This is a genomic window from Amycolatopsis sp. NPDC114478, assembly GCF_055633805.1.
In genome coordinates, this window is record NZ_JBVKDO010000017.1 from 234389 (window position 1) to 248856 (window position 14468).

Below are 14468 nucleotides of genomic sequence, written 5' to 3' on the forward strand. Positions count from 1 at the left end.
CCTCGCCGCATGGCGAATCTCAAGGTGGACGTCGACCCGGCCGAAGCGGGGTTCGACGCGGACCGGCTGTCCCGCATCGACGCGCACTTCGACCGGTACGTCGAGGACGGACGGTTGCCGGGCTGGCTCGCGGTGGTGAGCCGGCACGGCCGGATCCTGCACGTCGGTAGCGGCGGGTACAGCGACGTCGAAGCCGGCAAGCCCGTGGAGACCGACACGCTGTGGCGGATCTTCTCGATGACGAAGCCGATCACGTCGGTCGCGGCGATGATGCTCGCCGAAGAGGGCCTGCTGGAGCTGGACGACCCGGTTTCGCGGTGGCTGCCGGAGTTCGCGTCGCCGCGGGTGTACGTCAAGGGGTCCGCGTTGTCGCCCCTGACCGAGCCGGCGCGCTCGCCGATCCGGGTGTGGCACCTGCTGACGCACACGGCGGGCCTGACGTACGGCTTCCACCACGGCCACCCGGTGGACGCGATCTACCGCTCGGCGGGGTTCGAGTGGGGGACGCCGCCGGGTCTGGACCTGGCGGCGTGTTCCGAGCGGTGGGCGTCGTTGCCGCTGGTGTTCCAGCCGGGAGCGGAGTGGAACTACTCGGTGGCGACGGACGTCCTGGGGCGGCTCGTCGAGGTGGTTTCGGGGCAGGCCTTGGACGAGTTCTTCGCGTCACGGATCTTCACGCCGTTGGGCATGACGGACACGGGTTTCGTGGCTTCGTCTCCTTCTCGGCTGGCTGCGTTGTACGTGCCTTCAGCGGACGGCCTGGTGCGCAACGACGCGTTCGGCCGGCTGGGGACATCCCGCCCGGACTGCCTGTCCGGAGGCGGCGGGTTGGTGTCGTCGGCCGCGGATTACTGGCGGTTCACGGAGATGCTGCTGCGCGGCGGAGCGCTGGACGACGTCCGGCTGCTGTCCCCGCGAACGGTGTCGCTGATGGCGTCGAACCACCTGCCGGGTCACGTGGACCTGGAGGAGTACGGGCGGCCGTTGTTCGCGGAGATGCCGTTCGACGGCCACGGGTTCGGGCTGGGGTTCTCGGTGCTGGAGGACCCGGTGAAGGCGCGAACGTTGTCGTCGGCAGGGGAGTTCGCCTGGGGCGGGGCCGCTTCGACGGCGTTTTGGGTGGATCCGGATGAGGATCTGACGGTCGGGTTCTACACGCAGCTGTTGCCGTCGAGCACTTACCGGTTGCGGTCCCAGTTGCGGCAGCTGGTTTACCAGGCGCTGGTGGACTGAGCGGGTTCCGGCGGCCGCACGGTGGTGAGGTACCTCGCCACCGTGCGGCGCAGGTGGTCCGCGTGCTGGTAGATGTCCTCGACCGCCGTGATCGGCAGCCGGGTCTCGACCTTGTTCTCGTCGAACACGCCGAGGTACTTCTTCGACCGGTTGAACCACAGCCGGGCGATCGGCTTGCGGTTGTTGTCGTCCAGGAGGACGCCGAAGTAGGTCTGGGTGTCCCGCGCGGCGATCCGGGCGGCGGGCACCTCGGCACACACGATCGCGCGGACGATCCGGAAGCCCTCGAGCTCCTCCTCGGTCGTGACCACGCGCTCGGCGTCGTCCGCCTCGACGGCCGGCTGGGGCTGCGGCTGCTCGGGTTGCGCGGTGCTGCCGCCCGAGACGCTGACGTAGGAGTCGGGTCCGCCGAGCGCGTTCTTCAGCCGGTCGTTGACCTGCTCGTTCAGGAACTGGCCCGCCGCCTTGGCCACCAGCGGGCCGAACTGCTCCCGGACCTTTTGCGTGAACGGTCCTTCGTACACCCGCGTGGTCAGGAACTTGACCCACTCGTCTTCGGGTTCCTTGAACTGGGCGGCGAGGATGCGCTTCAGCTGCCCGATGTACTTGAGCTCGCCGGCGGCGCTGATGACCGAGCTGGCAGGCGTGCTCGAGCCGGAGCGGGTCGTTGATCTTCTTGGTCTCGACAGCACCTGCACTTGGCCGTCATGCACGATCGCGTGGTCGATCTTCTCGCCCCGCTTCGTGCCCACGTCGGCGGTGAACTCGGGGATCACTCCATGCCGGTCGCCGTTCTGTGCGGGAACGAGGTGTGCGGACGACCGGTCTGTTACGGACTCGGCTTGAAAAAGGAAAAACTCCGCTCCGCCCTCGCCACCCCGGGCGGAGCCTCCGGGTGGTCCCGAAGCTGGACTTCCGCCTCCGCCACTCCCTCCGCGATCACCCGACGCCCCCGGGCGTAGTCCAGCAGCTCCGCCACCGGGCGGTTGTCCGCCGAGTACACCGCCGTGAACCTCTCGAACCCGCGCTCCAGCGCTGCCAGCCCCAGCATGTGCAGCAGCGCCGATGCCAACCCCACCCGGCGCCACGCCGGGGCCACCGCTATCGCCACCTCCGCCATCCGCCGGCCCGTTGCCTCGTAGCGGGCGACCGCCACTCCCGGGCCCTCCAGCGAACGGGCCACCAGGGCGAACCGGCGCTCGTAGTCCAGCACCGTCAGCCGCTCCAACAGGCGGGGTGTCACCCTCGGCGCCGAACCGCAGAAACGGCGGCGGAGCGTCTCCGGGTCGGCCGTGCGGATCGCTTCGCCCAGCTCCGGCGCGTCCTGCGGGGTCAGCGGACGGACGCGCACCCGGCGGCCGTCGCGCAGGAGGAGCGTGCGGTCGAATCCCTTCGGCGGTTCCGTCACCGGCCCACCCTAGCGGCCGCCCGATCGGGCAGGGCCGGTTCGCGAAAATCGAGTACGTTGGCAGCAAAGGGTTTCCGGGGAGGCGGCCATGCGGCGGATCGGGATCGTCGGAGCGGGGCAGGCGGGACTCGTCCTCGGCATCGGCCTGCGGCAACGCGGTTACGACGTCACGGTGTTTGCCGAACGCCCCGCGGAAGACGTCCGCGCGGGGCGGCTCGTCTCCAACCAGTGCCTCTTCCACCCCGCCCTCGAACGCGAACGCGTGCTGGGCATCGACTTCTGGGAAGCCCCGCCCATCCGCGAAGTCGCCTTCGCCGCGGCGGGCGAAGGCGCTGAGCCCGCCATTTCCTGGCGCGTCGGCCTCGACCGGCCGGCCCGGTCGGTCGACCAGCGCGTCAAGGTCGCCGACTGGATGACCGAGTTCGAGCGAATCGGCGGCGACCTGCGCGTCCGCCGCGTCACCCCGGACGACCTCGACGAATGCGCCCGCGAGTTCGAACTGCTCATCGTCGCGGCCGGGCGCGGGCCGCAGTTCGACGCGCTCTTCCCGCGCGACGACGACCGCTCGCCCTACCGCGAACCGCAGCGGGCGATCGGCATCCTCTACGTCGCCGGCCCGCTCGACGCCGTGCCTGGTCTGACCTTCGGCATGGCGCCGGCCGGCGAGTTCTTCCTGCTGCCCGTGCTTTCGGTCCACGGTCCCGTGCACGGCATCGGCTTCTTCGGCCTGCCCGGCGGCCCGATGGACGTCTGGGACGACGTCGCGGACGTCGACCAGCACTACGAGACCGCCCGGAAGCTGCTGCGAACGCACTACCCCTGGCAGGCGACGTTGCTGGACAACGCGCGTCCCGTGGCGCCCACCGAGATGCTGCACGGCCGGATCACGCCGATCGTGCGGCACCCGGTGGGCACGCTGCCGTCCGGGGCGAAGGTCCTCGCGATGGGCGACACCGCGGTGACCAACGACCCGGTCGGCGGCCAGGGCGCCAACATGGCCGCCCGCGCGGCCCGCGCGTACCAGGAGGCCATCGTCGACCGCGGTGACCGCCCGTTCGACGAAGAGTTCATGCACGACGCCTTCGCCCGCTACTGGCAGCACGCCCGCCACGCCACGCGGTTCAACAACGACCTCCTGGCCCCGCCGCCGGACCACGTCCTCGCGACGTTGGATGCCGCCCAGCGCGTTCCCGAGGTGGCGCACCGGTTCGCGCACCTCTTCGAAAACCCGGCCGACTACGAGGGCTGGCTAGGCGACCCCGAAGCGGCGATGGCCTACCTTCAGTCGAAGGGCCCTCGGTCCGGCGCGCAGACCGCACCCCGGGAGGGCACCGAACCGGCGGCGAAGTAACGGTCGAGCGCCGCGTCCACGCACGCGCTCTTGCCGCGCGACCCGTGGCCGTACGTGTCGAGGGTCAGCAGGTGCGCGTTGGCGAGCAGCTTTTCGGTCCGCTGGGCCCCGGCGTACGGCGTCTCCAGGTCACCCTGGCGGTTGGCGAGCAGCAGGATCGGCGCTGTCGGCCGGTTCCACGGCCCCGCATACCGGCCGGGGTCCGAGACGTCCCAGGTAGCGCAGGGGAGCGTCTTGTAGACGTCGTAGGGTCCGAAGCCGCGTCCGACCCGGTCGGCGCGCTGGGCGTAGTCCCACCAGACGGCCGGGTCGCGCGGGTTCGCCGCGTCCGAGCACAGGGTCGCGCCGCCGCCGAGCAAGGAGTCGACGTCCGGCGGGCCGCCGTTCTCCGCCGGTGTGCGGGCGGCCGGATCCGCCAGTGCCTGCAGGAACGCAGCCAGCCGCGGCGCGGCCTGCGCGTCCGTGAGGTAGGTGTGGATCCGGGCGATCGCGCTCTGGTAGGTGACGGTCACCTGCTTGCCCGCGGTGTCCGTCACCGTGATGGGGCCGGCTTCGAGCCGGTCCAGGATCGCGTCGTAGTCGAAGGCGCAGCGCGCCGCGCAGGCGTCCAAAAAGGACTGAAGGGCACCCGGCCCGTCTTCGTAGCCGCGCAGCCGGTAGCTCATCGGGCCCGGGCCGGTCGCCCAGCGCGCCGGGTCGTCGACAGCGTCGAGCGCGAGCGAGCCGACCCGGCCGGGGAACAGGTTCGCGTAGGTCTCGCCGAGGTAGGTGCCGTACGACTTCCCGTAGTACCGCAGCTTCGGCTCGCCGAACGCCGCCCGCAGCCGGTCGAGGTCACGGGCGATCGTGCCGGTCGAAAGATGGTTCGCCAGCGGACCTGCGTTCTGTTCGCACAGGTCTGTCACGGTGCGGGTATCGGCGATCTGCTGTTGCTCCGCCGAGCGGGTCAGCGGGAACGTGCCGAGCGCCCGCTGGAGAACCTCGAGTTGAGACGGATCGGTGAAGCAGTGGATCTTCGAGCTGGCGCCGACGCCGCGCGGGTCGAACCCGACGATGTCGTAGCGCGCGTGCAGGAACGGCGTCAACGCGGGCGCGTACCGCCCGGACGAGCCCGGGCCGCCGGGATTGTAGAAGATGGTCCCCAGCTTGTGGGCCTGGTCGGTGGCGGGCAACCGGCTGACGGCGATCGAAACCGTGCCGGCCGCCGGGTCCTGATAGGACAGTGGGACGTCGAGGTGGCCGCACTGGTACCCGGCGGCGCAGGAGTCTTCCCAGACTATTCCGGCGGGGCTCGCCGCGGCCGCGGGCGCGAGGGCACCCACCGTGAGAGCGGCGGCCCCCAGAGCCAGCGCAGCACGGAGTTTCGAAGAGTTCATGGCCCGATCGTCCCGCCGCCGGGACCGGGGGCGCGCTGGTGCGCACCCCCGGAACCGGGGTAGGGCGGCCCCTACGCGGTCAGCTTCGGGATGATCTGCGACCCGTAGGACGCCAGCGTCGCCTCGCGGTCGTCGTGCATCAAGTACAGCGAGAACTGGTCCACGCCCAGCTCCGCCAGCTCCTGCAACCGCTCCACGTGCGCCGATGCCGGGCCCAGCAGGCAGAAGCGGTCGACGATCTCGTCCGGGACGAACTCCGTCGACGGGTTGCCCGCCTTGCCGTGGTGGCTGTAGTCGTACCCCTCGCGCTCGCGGATGTAGTCCGTCAGCTCGCGCGGCACCGCACCCGACGAGCCGTACCGCGCGACCAGGTCGGCGACGTGGTTGCCGACCATCCCGCCGAACCAGCGCAGCTGTTCGCGCTGGTGGGGCAGGTCGTCGCCGACGTACGCCGGTGCGGCGACGCAGATCGTGATGCCGCCCGGGTCGCGGCCGGCCGCCCGGGCGGCGTCGCGCACCGCGCCGATCGTCCAGCGGGCGATCGCCGGGTCCGCGCACTGCAGGATGAAGCCGTCGGCGTGCTCGCCGACCGTCTGCAGCGCCTTCGGCCCGTACCCGGCCATCCACATCTCGAGCCGCCCGTTGCGGATCCACGGGATCTGCACGGTCTTCTCGTTCATCTCCACCGCGCGGCCTTCGGCGAGGTCCTTGACCACGCGTATGCAGTCGCGCACGGTGGCCAAAGTGGACGGTGGCTTCCCGACGACCCGGTGCGCGGAGTCGCCGCGGCCGATGCCGCAGACCGTCCGGTTGCCGTACATGTCGTTGAGCGTCGCGAACGTCGACGCCATCACCGACCAGTCGCGCGTCCCGGGGCTGGTCACCATCGGCCCCACGACGAGGGACGACGTCGCCGCCAGCACGGCCGAGTAGATGACGAACGGCTCCTGCCACAGCACGCAGGAGTCGAACGTCCAGCCGTAGCGGAACCCGGCGTCCTCGGCGTCCTTCATCAGCCGCACGACGTCCCGCGCGGGCGGGTCCGTCTGCAGCACGATCCCGAAGTCCATGGCCCGCTCCTAATTCAGGTACTGGTTCAGCGAGCGGGACAGGAACTTGCCGTGCGACGTCGAACCCGAGAACCCGGAAGGCGACACGACGACGCGCCCACGCGACAGCACCGTGTGCACCCGGCCGGTGATCTCGAACCCTTCGTACGCCGAGTAGTCGACGTTCATGTGGTGCGTCTCGGCCGAAAGCGTCTGCTTGGCCGAGGGGTCGTAGATCACGATGTCCGCGTCCGAACCCGCCGCGATGACGCCCTTGCGCGGGTACAGCCCGAACATCCGCGCCGGCGTCGCCGAGCACGTCTCGACCCAGCGGCCGAGCGTCAGCTCACCGGCGACGACGCCCTGGTGCAGCAGGTCCATCCGGTGCTCGACGCCCGGCATCCCGTTCGGGATGGCCCGGAAGTCGCCACGCCCCAGCTCCTTCTGGTCCTTGAAGCAGAAGGGGCAGTGGTCGGTGGACACCACGGACAGGTCGTTCGTCCGCAGCCCGCGCCACAGGTCGGCCTGGTGCGACTTCTCCCGCAGCGGTGGTGAAGCGACGTACTTCGCGCCCTCGAAGTCCGGCTTCGCCAAGTCCTCAATGGACAGGTACAGGTACTGCGGGCACGTCTCCGCGAAGACGTTCTGGCCGTCGTTACGCGCCTCCGCCACCGCCGCGAGCGCTTGCGACGCCGACAGGTGCACGATGTACAACGGCGAGCCGGTGACCTTCGCGAGCTGGATCGCCCGCGACGTTGCCTCTCCTTCCAGTTCCGGTGGCCGGGTCAGGCCGTGTTGGACGGGGTCGGTGTTGCCCGCGGCCACAGCCTGCGCCGCCAGCTGGTCGATCGCGATGCCGTTTTCCGCGTGCATCATGATCGTAGCGCCGATTTCCCGCGCTTTCTGCATCGCCAGCAGGATTTCCCCGTCCGTGGAGTAGAACACTCCCGGGTACGCCATGAACATCTTGAAGCTGCCGACCCCGCCGTCGACGCAGGCTTCCATCTCCTTCAACGACTGGTCGTTGACGTCGGAGACGATCATGTGGAAGCCGTAGTCGATCGCGCAGTTGCCGTCGGCCTTGGCGTGCCATTTGTCCATAGTAGACAACAGTGACGTGCCCTTGGCCTGCACGGCGAAGTCGATGATCGTGGTCGTGCCACCCCACGCCGCCGCGGTGGTGCCAGTCGAGAACGTGTCGACCGAATGCGTGCCGCCGAACGGCATCTCCATGTGCGTGTGCGCGTCGATGCCGCCGGGCAGCACGTACTTGCCGGTGGCGTCGATCGTCTCGTCGCCGGTCAGCGTGCCGGGCGCCCCGACGGCGGCGATGGTTTCGCCGTCGACGAGGACGTCCGCCAGGAGCGCGCCCGACGGCGAAACGACCTGGCCACCCTGGATGAGCGTGGTCATCAGGCCTCCGTGAGGGGGCCGTAGGTGTCCGGCCGGCGGTCGCGGTAGAACGCCCACAGGTCCCGGACCTCGTCGAGCTGCGCCATGTCGAGGTCGCGCACGACGACCTCGTCGTCGGTGTCGGACGCGGCGTCGCCGATCAGCTGGCCGCGCGGGTCGGCGAAGTACGTCTGGCCGTAGAAGTCGTTGTCGCCCAGCGGTTCCTTCCCGACGCGGTTGATCGCGCCGACGAAGTACTCGTTCGCCACCGCGGCCGCCGGCTGCTCGAGCCGCCACAGGTACTGCGACAGCCCGCGGCTGGTCGCCGACGGGTTGAACACGATCTTCGCCCCGGCCAGGCCCAGCGCGCGCCACCCTTCCGGGAAGTGCCGCTCGTAGCAGATGTAGACGCCGATGCGGCCCACGGCGGTGTCGAACACCGGGTAGCCCAGGTTCCCGGGCCGGAAGTAGAACTTCTCCCAGAAGCCCTTGACCTGCGGGATGTGGTTCTTGCGGTGCTTGCCGAGGTAGGTGCCGTCGGCGTCGATCACCGCGGCGGTGTTGTAGTACACGCCGGGCTGCTCGACCTCGTACATCGGCACGACCAGCACCACGCCGTGGCGCTCGGCCACCTCCTGCATGAGCTTGGTCGTCGGGCCGTCCGGGATGCCCTCGGTGTAGGAGTAGTAGTCGGTGTCCTGCACCTGGCAGAAGTACGGCCCGTAGAACAGTTCCTGGAGGCAGACGACCTGGGCGCCCTGCGAGGCGGCGGTGGCGATGTGGTCGACCGCCGCCTTGATCATGGACTCCTTGTCACCCGTCCACCGCTGCTGGATCAATCCGGCTCGGACGACGCTCACTTGCTTCCTCCTTGTTAGTGGACATGGACAGGGCGGCGAAGACGACGAACGCGCCGACGAAGCCGACCACCCAGTTGTAGTCGTAAAGCGGCTTGAGGAACGGGATCAGGCCGCCGTCGGGGAACGGGCCGGAGTCGGCGGCACTGTAGGCGCCACCGACCGCCAACAGGGCTCCCACCAGCGTGGCGACCAGCGCGCGCCAGTTCCAGCCGCCGCTGAACCAATACACCCCATCGGGTGTGTAGAGGTCCTTCAGCCGCAGCTTCGTGCGGTTGACGACCCAGTAGCCGGCGACGAGCACCCCGGCGACCGCGCCGAGCAGGCCGCCGTAGAAGCCGAGCCAGGCGAAGATGTAGATGTTCGGGTCGGAGTACAGCCGCCACGGCTGGATGAGGACGCCGATGACGCCGGTGATCCCGCCGCCGACCGCGAACGTGATCTTCTTCGGGAACGCGTTCGAGAAGTCGTAGGACGGGCTGACCACGTTGGCCGCGAGGTTCGCCGAGATCGTCGCGAGTACCAGCGCGACCAGGGCGACGACGACCACGGCCGGGCTGGTGAACTTGTCGGCCAGCTTCGCCGGGTCCCAGATGTCCTCGCCGTAGAGCACGTGCCCGCCCGACGTCGTCAGGATGGCCACGATCGCGATGAACGTCATCGTCGTCGGCAGGCCGAGGATCTGGCCGCGGACCTGCTTGCGCTGGCTGCCGCCGAACCGCGTGAAGTCCGGCATGTTCAGCGACAGCGTCGACCAGAACGCGATCATCGCCATCAGCGACGGCGCGAACACCTTCCAGAAGTCCGGGCCCCAGCCGAGCTTGCCGCCGTCGGACAGGATCGGGCCGAGCCCGCCCGCCTTGACCAGCACGTACCCGAGCATGATCAGGAAGCCGACGGACACCAACGGCGCCGTCCAGTTCTCGAACCGGCGGACCGCCTCCATGCCGCGCCAGATGATGAGCATCTGGCCGATCCAGAAGACCACGAAGGACAGCCAGAGCGTCCAGTGCTGCCCGGCGACCACGGACGAGTCGCGCCACCACGAGCCGAGCAGGCGCCCGAGGATGACGTAGATGGCCTCGCCGCCGACCCACGTCTGGATGCCGAACCAGCCGCACGCGATGAACGCGCGCAGCAGCGCGGCCAGGTTCGCGCCGCGCAGGCCGTAGAACGCGCGGGCGAACACCGGGAACGGGATGCCGTACTTCGTGCCGGCGTGGCTGTTGAGCAGCATCGGCGCGAGCACGACGAGGTTGCCGATCGTGATCGTGATCAGCGCCTGCACCCAGTTCATGCCGAGCGCGATGAGCGACGCGGCCAGGGCGTAGCTGGGGATGTTGTGCGCCATCCCCATCCAGAGCGCGAAGTAGTTGTAGGTGGTCCAGGTCCGTTTTTCGACGGGGACGGGGGCCAGCTCTTCGTTGAAGAACCGGCTGCCTTCGAGAGACCCGACGTCGGCGGGGTCGAGCTCGACCCGGCCGTCGTCGTGCACGCGCTGGTCTGCGGGTGTCGGCGCCATTGCGGAATCCTGCGCGCCTGCTCAGCGCCGGGGCAACGGCAGTCTGTTCACTCTTCGCTGATCAGGAGTGCAGTCTGTCGATTGCGCGAACGGGCTCCCGAGTGCATGACCTGCGTCACACATCTGGGCGCAACGAACCGGCAAAGCGGGTGAAACGTCTGCACAAGATCTCCACACTTCACGCGAACCGTCTCCACCGGGGGTGCATAGGGTCGTGGCCATGGAACCGGGTGGGCGGCGGGTGCTGGTCGTCGAGGACGACGTCACGATCGCCGCGTCGATCGCGGCCCGGTTGCGGGCCGAGGGGTTCGCGGTGGACGTCGCCCACGACGGGCCGGCGGCGGTCGAGGCGGACACGTCTTCCGAGCCCGACCTGGTCGTGCTGGACGTGATGCTCCCGGGGTTCGACGGCCTGGAGGTCTGCCGCCGGATCCAGGGGCGGCGCCCGGTGCCGGTGCTCATGCTGACCGCGCGCGCCGACGAGACGGACATGCTGGTCGGGCTGGGCGTCGGCGCCGACGACTACCTCACGAAGCCGTTCTCGATGCGGGTGCTGACGGCGCGGGTGCACGCGCTGCTGCGGCGGGTGGAGCGCTCGTCGGCCGGTGCTTCCGGCGCCCGGATCGTGCTGGGCGACCTCGAGATCGACGTCGACCAGCGGCGCGTCGCGCGGGCGGGCGTCGCGGCGCAGCTGACGCCGATCGAGTTCGACCTGCTGGTGCACTTCGCGCGGCGCCCGCGGGTGGTGCAACCGCGCGAACGGCTGCTGTCGGAGGTGTGGGACTGGGACGTCCACGGCATGTCCGCGGGCACCCGCGCGGTGGACAGCCACATCAAGGCGCTGCGGCGGAAGCTCGGCGCGGACCTCATCCGGACCGTGCACGGCGTCGGCTACGCGTTGGAGGCGGGATCGTGAACCTCGTGCCCCGGCCGCTCGACCGGATCCGGTCGATCAAGCTGAAGCTGGCGATCCTGATGGTGGCGTCCGGCGGGATCGCGTTCGCGTTCTTCAACTGGCAGATCGGCTGGCTGCCGCCGAGGACGACGATCACCGCGATGGTGCTGGCGCTGGTGTTGTCGCAGGTGCTGGCCCACGGGATGACCCGGCCGTTGCGGGAGATGACGGCGGCGGCGCGCGCGATGGCGAAGGGCGACTACACGCGCCGGATCCGCGCGACCACGCGGGACGAGGTGGGCTCGCTGGCGTCCGCGTTCAACCAGATGGCGGGCGACCTCGGGGACGCGGACCGGCAGCGGCGCGAGCTGATCGCGAACGTGTCCCACGAGCTGCGGACGCCGATCACGGCGTTGAGCGGGGTGCTGGAGAACCTGGTCGACGGGGTCGAAGATCCGGATCCCGCCACGTTGAAGACGGCGCTGCAGCAGACCGAGCGCCTGGCGACCCTGGTGGACGAGCTCCTGGACCTTTCGCGGCTCGACGCGGGCGCGATCCCGCTGCACAAGACGTCGTTCCCGCTTTCGTCGTTGCTTTCGGAGGCGGTCTCCGAGGCGGCTTTGGTGCGCGGGGTGAGGTTTTCGGTGTCGGTCTCGCCGCCGGACGCTGTGGTGACGGCGGACCGGGGCCGGCTGTTCCAGGTGGTGGCGAACCTGCTGGAGAACGCGGCGCGGCACGGCCCGGCGGGTGGCTCGGTCGAGGTGCTGGCGGAGGTCCGGCCGGCCGAAGTGCGCATCGACGTGTGCGACGAGGGGCCGGGCATCGCGCCGGCGGACCGGGTGCGGGTGTTCGAGCGGTTCACGCGGGGGGAGCGCTTGACCGGCGGGGGGACCGGGCTGGGGTTGGCGATCGCCCGGTGGGCGGTCGAGCTGCACGGCGGGACGATCGAGGCCGTGGGGGCCGGGAGCCGGATCCGGGTGACGCTTCCGACGGGGTAGGCCGGGCCGGGCTCGGCGCGATGACGTGAACGAGTCGTTCATGAGCTTCACGGTGGGGATGTGGCGGCCGGGGCGAAGACCGGCACGGTCCTGATGGGTCACCGCGTCGGCTGCGATCATTTGCGAATGCGAACGATAGGTGGGGACGATGCCGAAGAGCAAGATCGGTCAGCCGGGCGCGGATAGGGGCGTACCGCGGGGCAAGCGGCCGGCGGGAGGCGATCGCGGGGGTGGCCGGGCTGCCGATGGCTCGCGGGCCGGGGGAGTTGCCGCGCCCGGAGTTGCGTCAGGTGGCCGGGCTGCCGATGGCTCGCGGGCCGCTGGAGTCGCCGCGCCCGGAGTCCGGTCGGGTGGCGGGGTTGCCGATGGCTCGCCGGCCAGGGGAGTTGCCGCGCACGGCGTCGCGTCAGGTGGCTGGCCTGCCGATGGCTCGCCCACCGCCGGGGTTGCCGCGCCCGCAGTCGCGGCGGGTGGCGGGGTTGCTGTTGCCGCTCCTCCCGTCCTCCTCCGGCAGCTGCCGCCGCCGAAGTCGGCCGTTGTTCCGCTGCCGCCGGCCGTTCTTCCGGCCGCCGGCCTCGCCGGGGTGGGCGCTGCCCTCGTGCTGCCCGTCGACCGGCCCGGGGTCGGGTGGTTGCTCGCCGGGCTGGCCATGACCGCGGCCGTCTTCTTCGCCGATCGGCGGTCGTCGCCCGGTGCCGGGTCCTTCACCTGGGCCAACGCCGGGTGGGCCTTGCTCACCCTCGCCCTGCTCGGGATGGGGACCGTGCGGGCGTCCGGGTGGCTGTTCGTCCTCTGCGTGCTCGGCGCCGTCGTCGCGGGATCGCTGGCCGTCGTGGGGAAGCGGACCGTCAACTCGGTCTTGTACGACATGCTCGCCGTCCCGCTCGAAGCGTTGCGTGCGGTTCCGTGGGCCGGTCGCGGGGTGGGACGGTTCGCCGCCCGCCGCGACGGCGTTGCCCGGCGGATCGCCCTTGCTGTGCTCGCCGCGGCTGCGCTCGTCGCGGTTTTCGTGCCGCTGCTGGCCAGTGCCGATGCCGCCTTCGCCGCCGTGGTCAGCGCTGTCGTTCCCGACCTCAGCGTCGACGTTCTCGTGCGGTGGTGCTGCGTCTTCGCCGTCGCCGCGTTGCTCGTCGCCGGGGCCTGCTACTTTCTCGCCGCGCCACCGCATCGCGCGACCGAAGAAAGTCCACACCGGACTCGATACGGTCTGGAATGGACGGTCCCGCTCACCGTTCTCGTCGTGCTGTTCAGTGTTTTCGTCGCCGTCCGGCTGGTCGTGCTGTTCGGGGGCACCGAGTACGTCCTGCGCACGAGCAACCTGACGTCCGCCGAGTACGCGCGCGGCGGCTTCTGGCAGCTGTGCACCGTCACCGTGCTGACGCTGGGCATCGTCGCCGCGGCGCTGCGGTGGGCGCCGAACGTCGCCAAGGCCGACCGGCTCCGGCAGCGCGTCCTGCTCGGGGCGCTGAGCGGGCTCAGCCTGGTGCTCGTCGGGTCGGCGTTGAGTCGCATGTGGACGTACCAGGAGGCGTACGGGTTCACCGTCCTGCGGCTGCTCGTCGAGGTCTGCGAACTGTGGTTCGGCGCGGTGTTCGTCCTGGTGTGCGCGTCGCTGGTGAAGCTCCGCTCGACGTGGCTGCCCCGCGCGGCGATCGGCACCGCCGCCGCTGCACTGTTGGTCCTCGCTGTTCTCGACCCCGAACGGCTGATCGCCGACGCCAACCTCGACCGCGCGGCCGCCGGCAAACCCCTGGACCACGGCTACCTAGCCGGCTTCTCGACGGACGTGGTCCCGGTGGTGTCGGCCCGGCTGCCGGAGCCGCTGCGGACGTGCGTCCTGCGCCAGGTCCTCGCGGGCGACACCCCGGACGGCTGGCCGGCGTGGAACCTGAGCCGCGCGAGCGCCCGCGAGGTGACGCTCGGCACCTGCTGAACCACCGGAGCGCGCGGTGCGTAGTTAAAAGCAATGCGCGGAAGCCACCGGGCCGTCGTGGGGGCGCCCCGGCGGCTTCCGCGCGCCAACCCTGGCCACGAAGGCCTCCCACGATCGGGTGGTGACGGAGAGTGTGCCGCCGGCGGGATCCTTGCTGTCGCGGATCTGCGACAGGCCGGCGAGGCGCACTTCCACGCAAGCCTCCTGCTCGCCGCTGAAGGAAGATTTCCGCCAGTTCACTTCAGGCCTCCAGCTCGGTGATCACCCCTTGGATGAGCTGGTCGGAGTGCTGTTCGCTCAGCGCCAGGGAAGTCAGGGTTTCAATGGCTGTGCGATAACCAGCCACATCGTGCGCGTCGTAAGGGCTTGTCTCATTTGGCGAGTTTCTTGTAGCAGGTGATGGCGGCGGCGAGGGTAAGGAAGGCGAGGTAGTGGGTGGGTTTGCGTTCGTAGC

Annotated in this window: 13 protein-coding genes and 1 pseudogene; 5 read left to right on the top strand and 9 right to left on the bottom strand. The window is 70.3% G+C overall.

What is annotated here, in order from left to right:
- Positions 1-9 precede the first annotated feature (9 nt).
- The gene (locus ACZ7OH_RS37555) at positions 10-1233 is read left to right on the top strand and encodes a serine hydrolase domain-containing protein (protein WP_470285206.1); all 1224 of its coding nucleotides are present in this window, start codon (positions 10-12) and stop codon (positions 1231-1233) included.
- On the opposite strand, the gene ACZ7OH_RS37560 is transcribed toward ACZ7OH_RS37555, so the two are convergent.
- Both ACZ7OH_RS37560 and ACZ7OH_RS37565 read right to left on the bottom strand, forming a co-directional pair.
- Positions 1212-2009 (bottom strand): hypothetical protein, encoded by a 798-nt coding sequence (locus ACZ7OH_RS37560; RefSeq protein WP_470285207.1) that lies wholly within the window; start codon positions 2007-2009, stop codon positions 1212-1214. The genes ACZ7OH_RS37555 and ACZ7OH_RS37560 overlap by 22 nt on opposite strands.
- A gap of 53 nt (positions 2010-2062) precedes the next feature.
- Positions 2063-2641, bottom strand: a complete 579-nt coding sequence (locus ACZ7OH_RS37565; RefSeq protein ID WP_470285208.1) for a GNAT family N-acetyltransferase — start codon at positions 2639-2641, stop codon at positions 2063-2065.
- Between the two features lie 88 nt (positions 2642-2729).
- On the opposite strand from ACZ7OH_RS37565, the gene ACZ7OH_RS37570 reads away from it, so the two are divergent.
- Positions 2730-3992: a styrene monooxygenase/indole monooxygenase family protein gene (locus ACZ7OH_RS37570; protein WP_470285209.1), complete on the top strand. Its 1263-nt coding sequence runs from the start codon at positions 2730-2732 to the stop codon at positions 3990-3992.
- Here the strand turns inward: ACZ7OH_RS37570 and ACZ7OH_RS37575 are convergent.
- The 5 genes from ACZ7OH_RS37575 to ACZ7OH_RS37595 form a co-directional block, all read right to left on the bottom strand.
- A complete protein-coding gene (locus ACZ7OH_RS37575) occupies positions 3923-5368 on the bottom strand; it encodes an alpha/beta hydrolase (RefSeq protein WP_470285210.1) in 1446 nt (481 codons plus the stop codon). The genes ACZ7OH_RS37570 and ACZ7OH_RS37575 overlap by 70 nt on opposite strands.
- Before the next feature lie 71 nt (positions 5369-5439).
- The gene (locus tag ACZ7OH_RS37580; RefSeq protein WP_470285211.1) at positions 5440-6438 is read right to left on the bottom strand and encodes a TIGR03842 family LLM class F420-dependent oxidoreductase; all 999 of its coding nucleotides are present in this window, start codon (positions 6436-6438) and stop codon (positions 5440-5442) included.
- Between the two features lie 9 nt (positions 6439-6447).
- Complete coding sequence (hydA, locus tag ACZ7OH_RS37585; RefSeq protein WP_470285212.1) at positions 6448-7830, bottom strand: dihydropyrimidinase; 1383 nt, start codon at positions 7828-7830, stop codon at positions 6448-6450.
- Positions 7830-8612 (bottom strand): nitrilase-related carbon-nitrogen hydrolase, encoded by a 783-nt coding sequence (locus ACZ7OH_RS37590; protein ID WP_286003867.1) that lies wholly within the window; start codon positions 8610-8612, stop codon positions 7830-7832. Before ACZ7OH_RS37590 ends, hydA begins: the two co-directional genes overlap by 1 nt.
- A 10-nt stretch (positions 8613-8622) precedes the next feature.
- A complete protein-coding gene (locus ACZ7OH_RS37595) occupies positions 8623-10188 on the bottom strand; it encodes an NCS1 family nucleobase:cation symporter-1 (RefSeq protein WP_470285213.1) in 1566 nt (521 codons plus the stop codon).
- 241 nt (positions 10189-10429) lie between these two features.
- Between ACZ7OH_RS37595 and ACZ7OH_RS37600 the strand changes: the two genes are divergently transcribed.
- The 3 genes from ACZ7OH_RS37600 to ACZ7OH_RS37610 all read left to right on the top strand — a co-directional run bounded on the left by ACZ7OH_RS37600 (position 10430) and on the right by ACZ7OH_RS37610 (position 14014).
- Positions 10430-11104 carry a response regulator transcription factor gene (locus ACZ7OH_RS37600; protein WP_470285224.1) on the top strand — a complete coding sequence of 225 codons (675 nt, stop codon included), beginning with the start codon at positions 10430-10432 and terminating at the stop codon, positions 11102-11104.
- A complete protein-coding gene (locus ACZ7OH_RS37605; RefSeq protein WP_470285214.1) occupies positions 11101-12081 on the top strand; it encodes a HAMP domain-containing sensor histidine kinase in 981 nt (326 codons plus the stop codon). The genes ACZ7OH_RS37600 and ACZ7OH_RS37605 overlap by 4 nt, the downstream gene beginning before the upstream one ends.
- 583 nt (positions 12082-12664) lie before the next feature.
- Positions 12665-14014, top strand: coding sequence for a DUF4153 domain-containing protein (locus ACZ7OH_RS37610; RefSeq protein ID WP_470285215.1), 1350 nt, complete (start codon positions 12665-12667; stop codon positions 14012-14014).
- Between the two features lie 24 nt (positions 14015-14038).
- Here the strand turns inward: ACZ7OH_RS37610 and ACZ7OH_RS37615 are convergent, their stop codons facing one another.
- Positions 14039-14254 (bottom strand): DUF397 domain-containing protein, encoded by a 216-nt coding sequence (locus ACZ7OH_RS37615; protein ID WP_470285216.1) that lies wholly within the window; start codon positions 14252-14254, stop codon positions 14039-14041.
- A gap of 1 nt (position 14255) precedes the next feature.
- Positions 14256-14468 (bottom strand): annotated as a pseudogene (locus tag ACZ7OH_RS37620) (hypothetical protein); the annotation flags it as partial.

Bases quoted from the DNA above. Each gene is read 5' to 3' on its own strand.
- ACZ7OH_RS37555 (WP_470285206.1), top strand. From the start codon at position 10: ATGGCGAATCTCAAGGTGGACGTCGACCCGGCCGAAGCGGGGTTCGAC.
- ACZ7OH_RS37570 (WP_470285209.1), top strand. From the start codon at position 2,730: ATGCGGCGGATCGGGATCGTCGGAGCGGGGCAGGCGGGACTCGTCCTC.
- ACZ7OH_RS37575 (WP_470285210.1), bottom strand. From the start codon at position 5,368: ATGAACTCTTCGAAACTCCGTGCTGCGCTGGCTCTGGGGGCCGCCGCT.
- ACZ7OH_RS37580 (WP_470285211.1), bottom strand. From the start codon at position 6,438: ATGGACTTCGGGATCGTGCTGCAGACGGACCCGCCCGCGCGGGACGTC.
- hydA (WP_470285212.1), bottom strand. From the start codon at position 7,830: ATGACCACGCTCATCCAGGGTGGCCAGGTCGTTTCGCCGTCGGGCGCG.
- ACZ7OH_RS37590 (WP_286003867.1), bottom strand. From the start codon at position 8,612: ATGATCAAGGCGGCGGTCGACCACATCGCCACCGCCGCCTCGCAGGGC.
- ACZ7OH_RS37595 (WP_470285213.1), bottom strand. From the start codon at position 10,188: ATGGCGCCGACACCCGCAGACCAGCGCGTGCACGACGACGGCCGGGTC.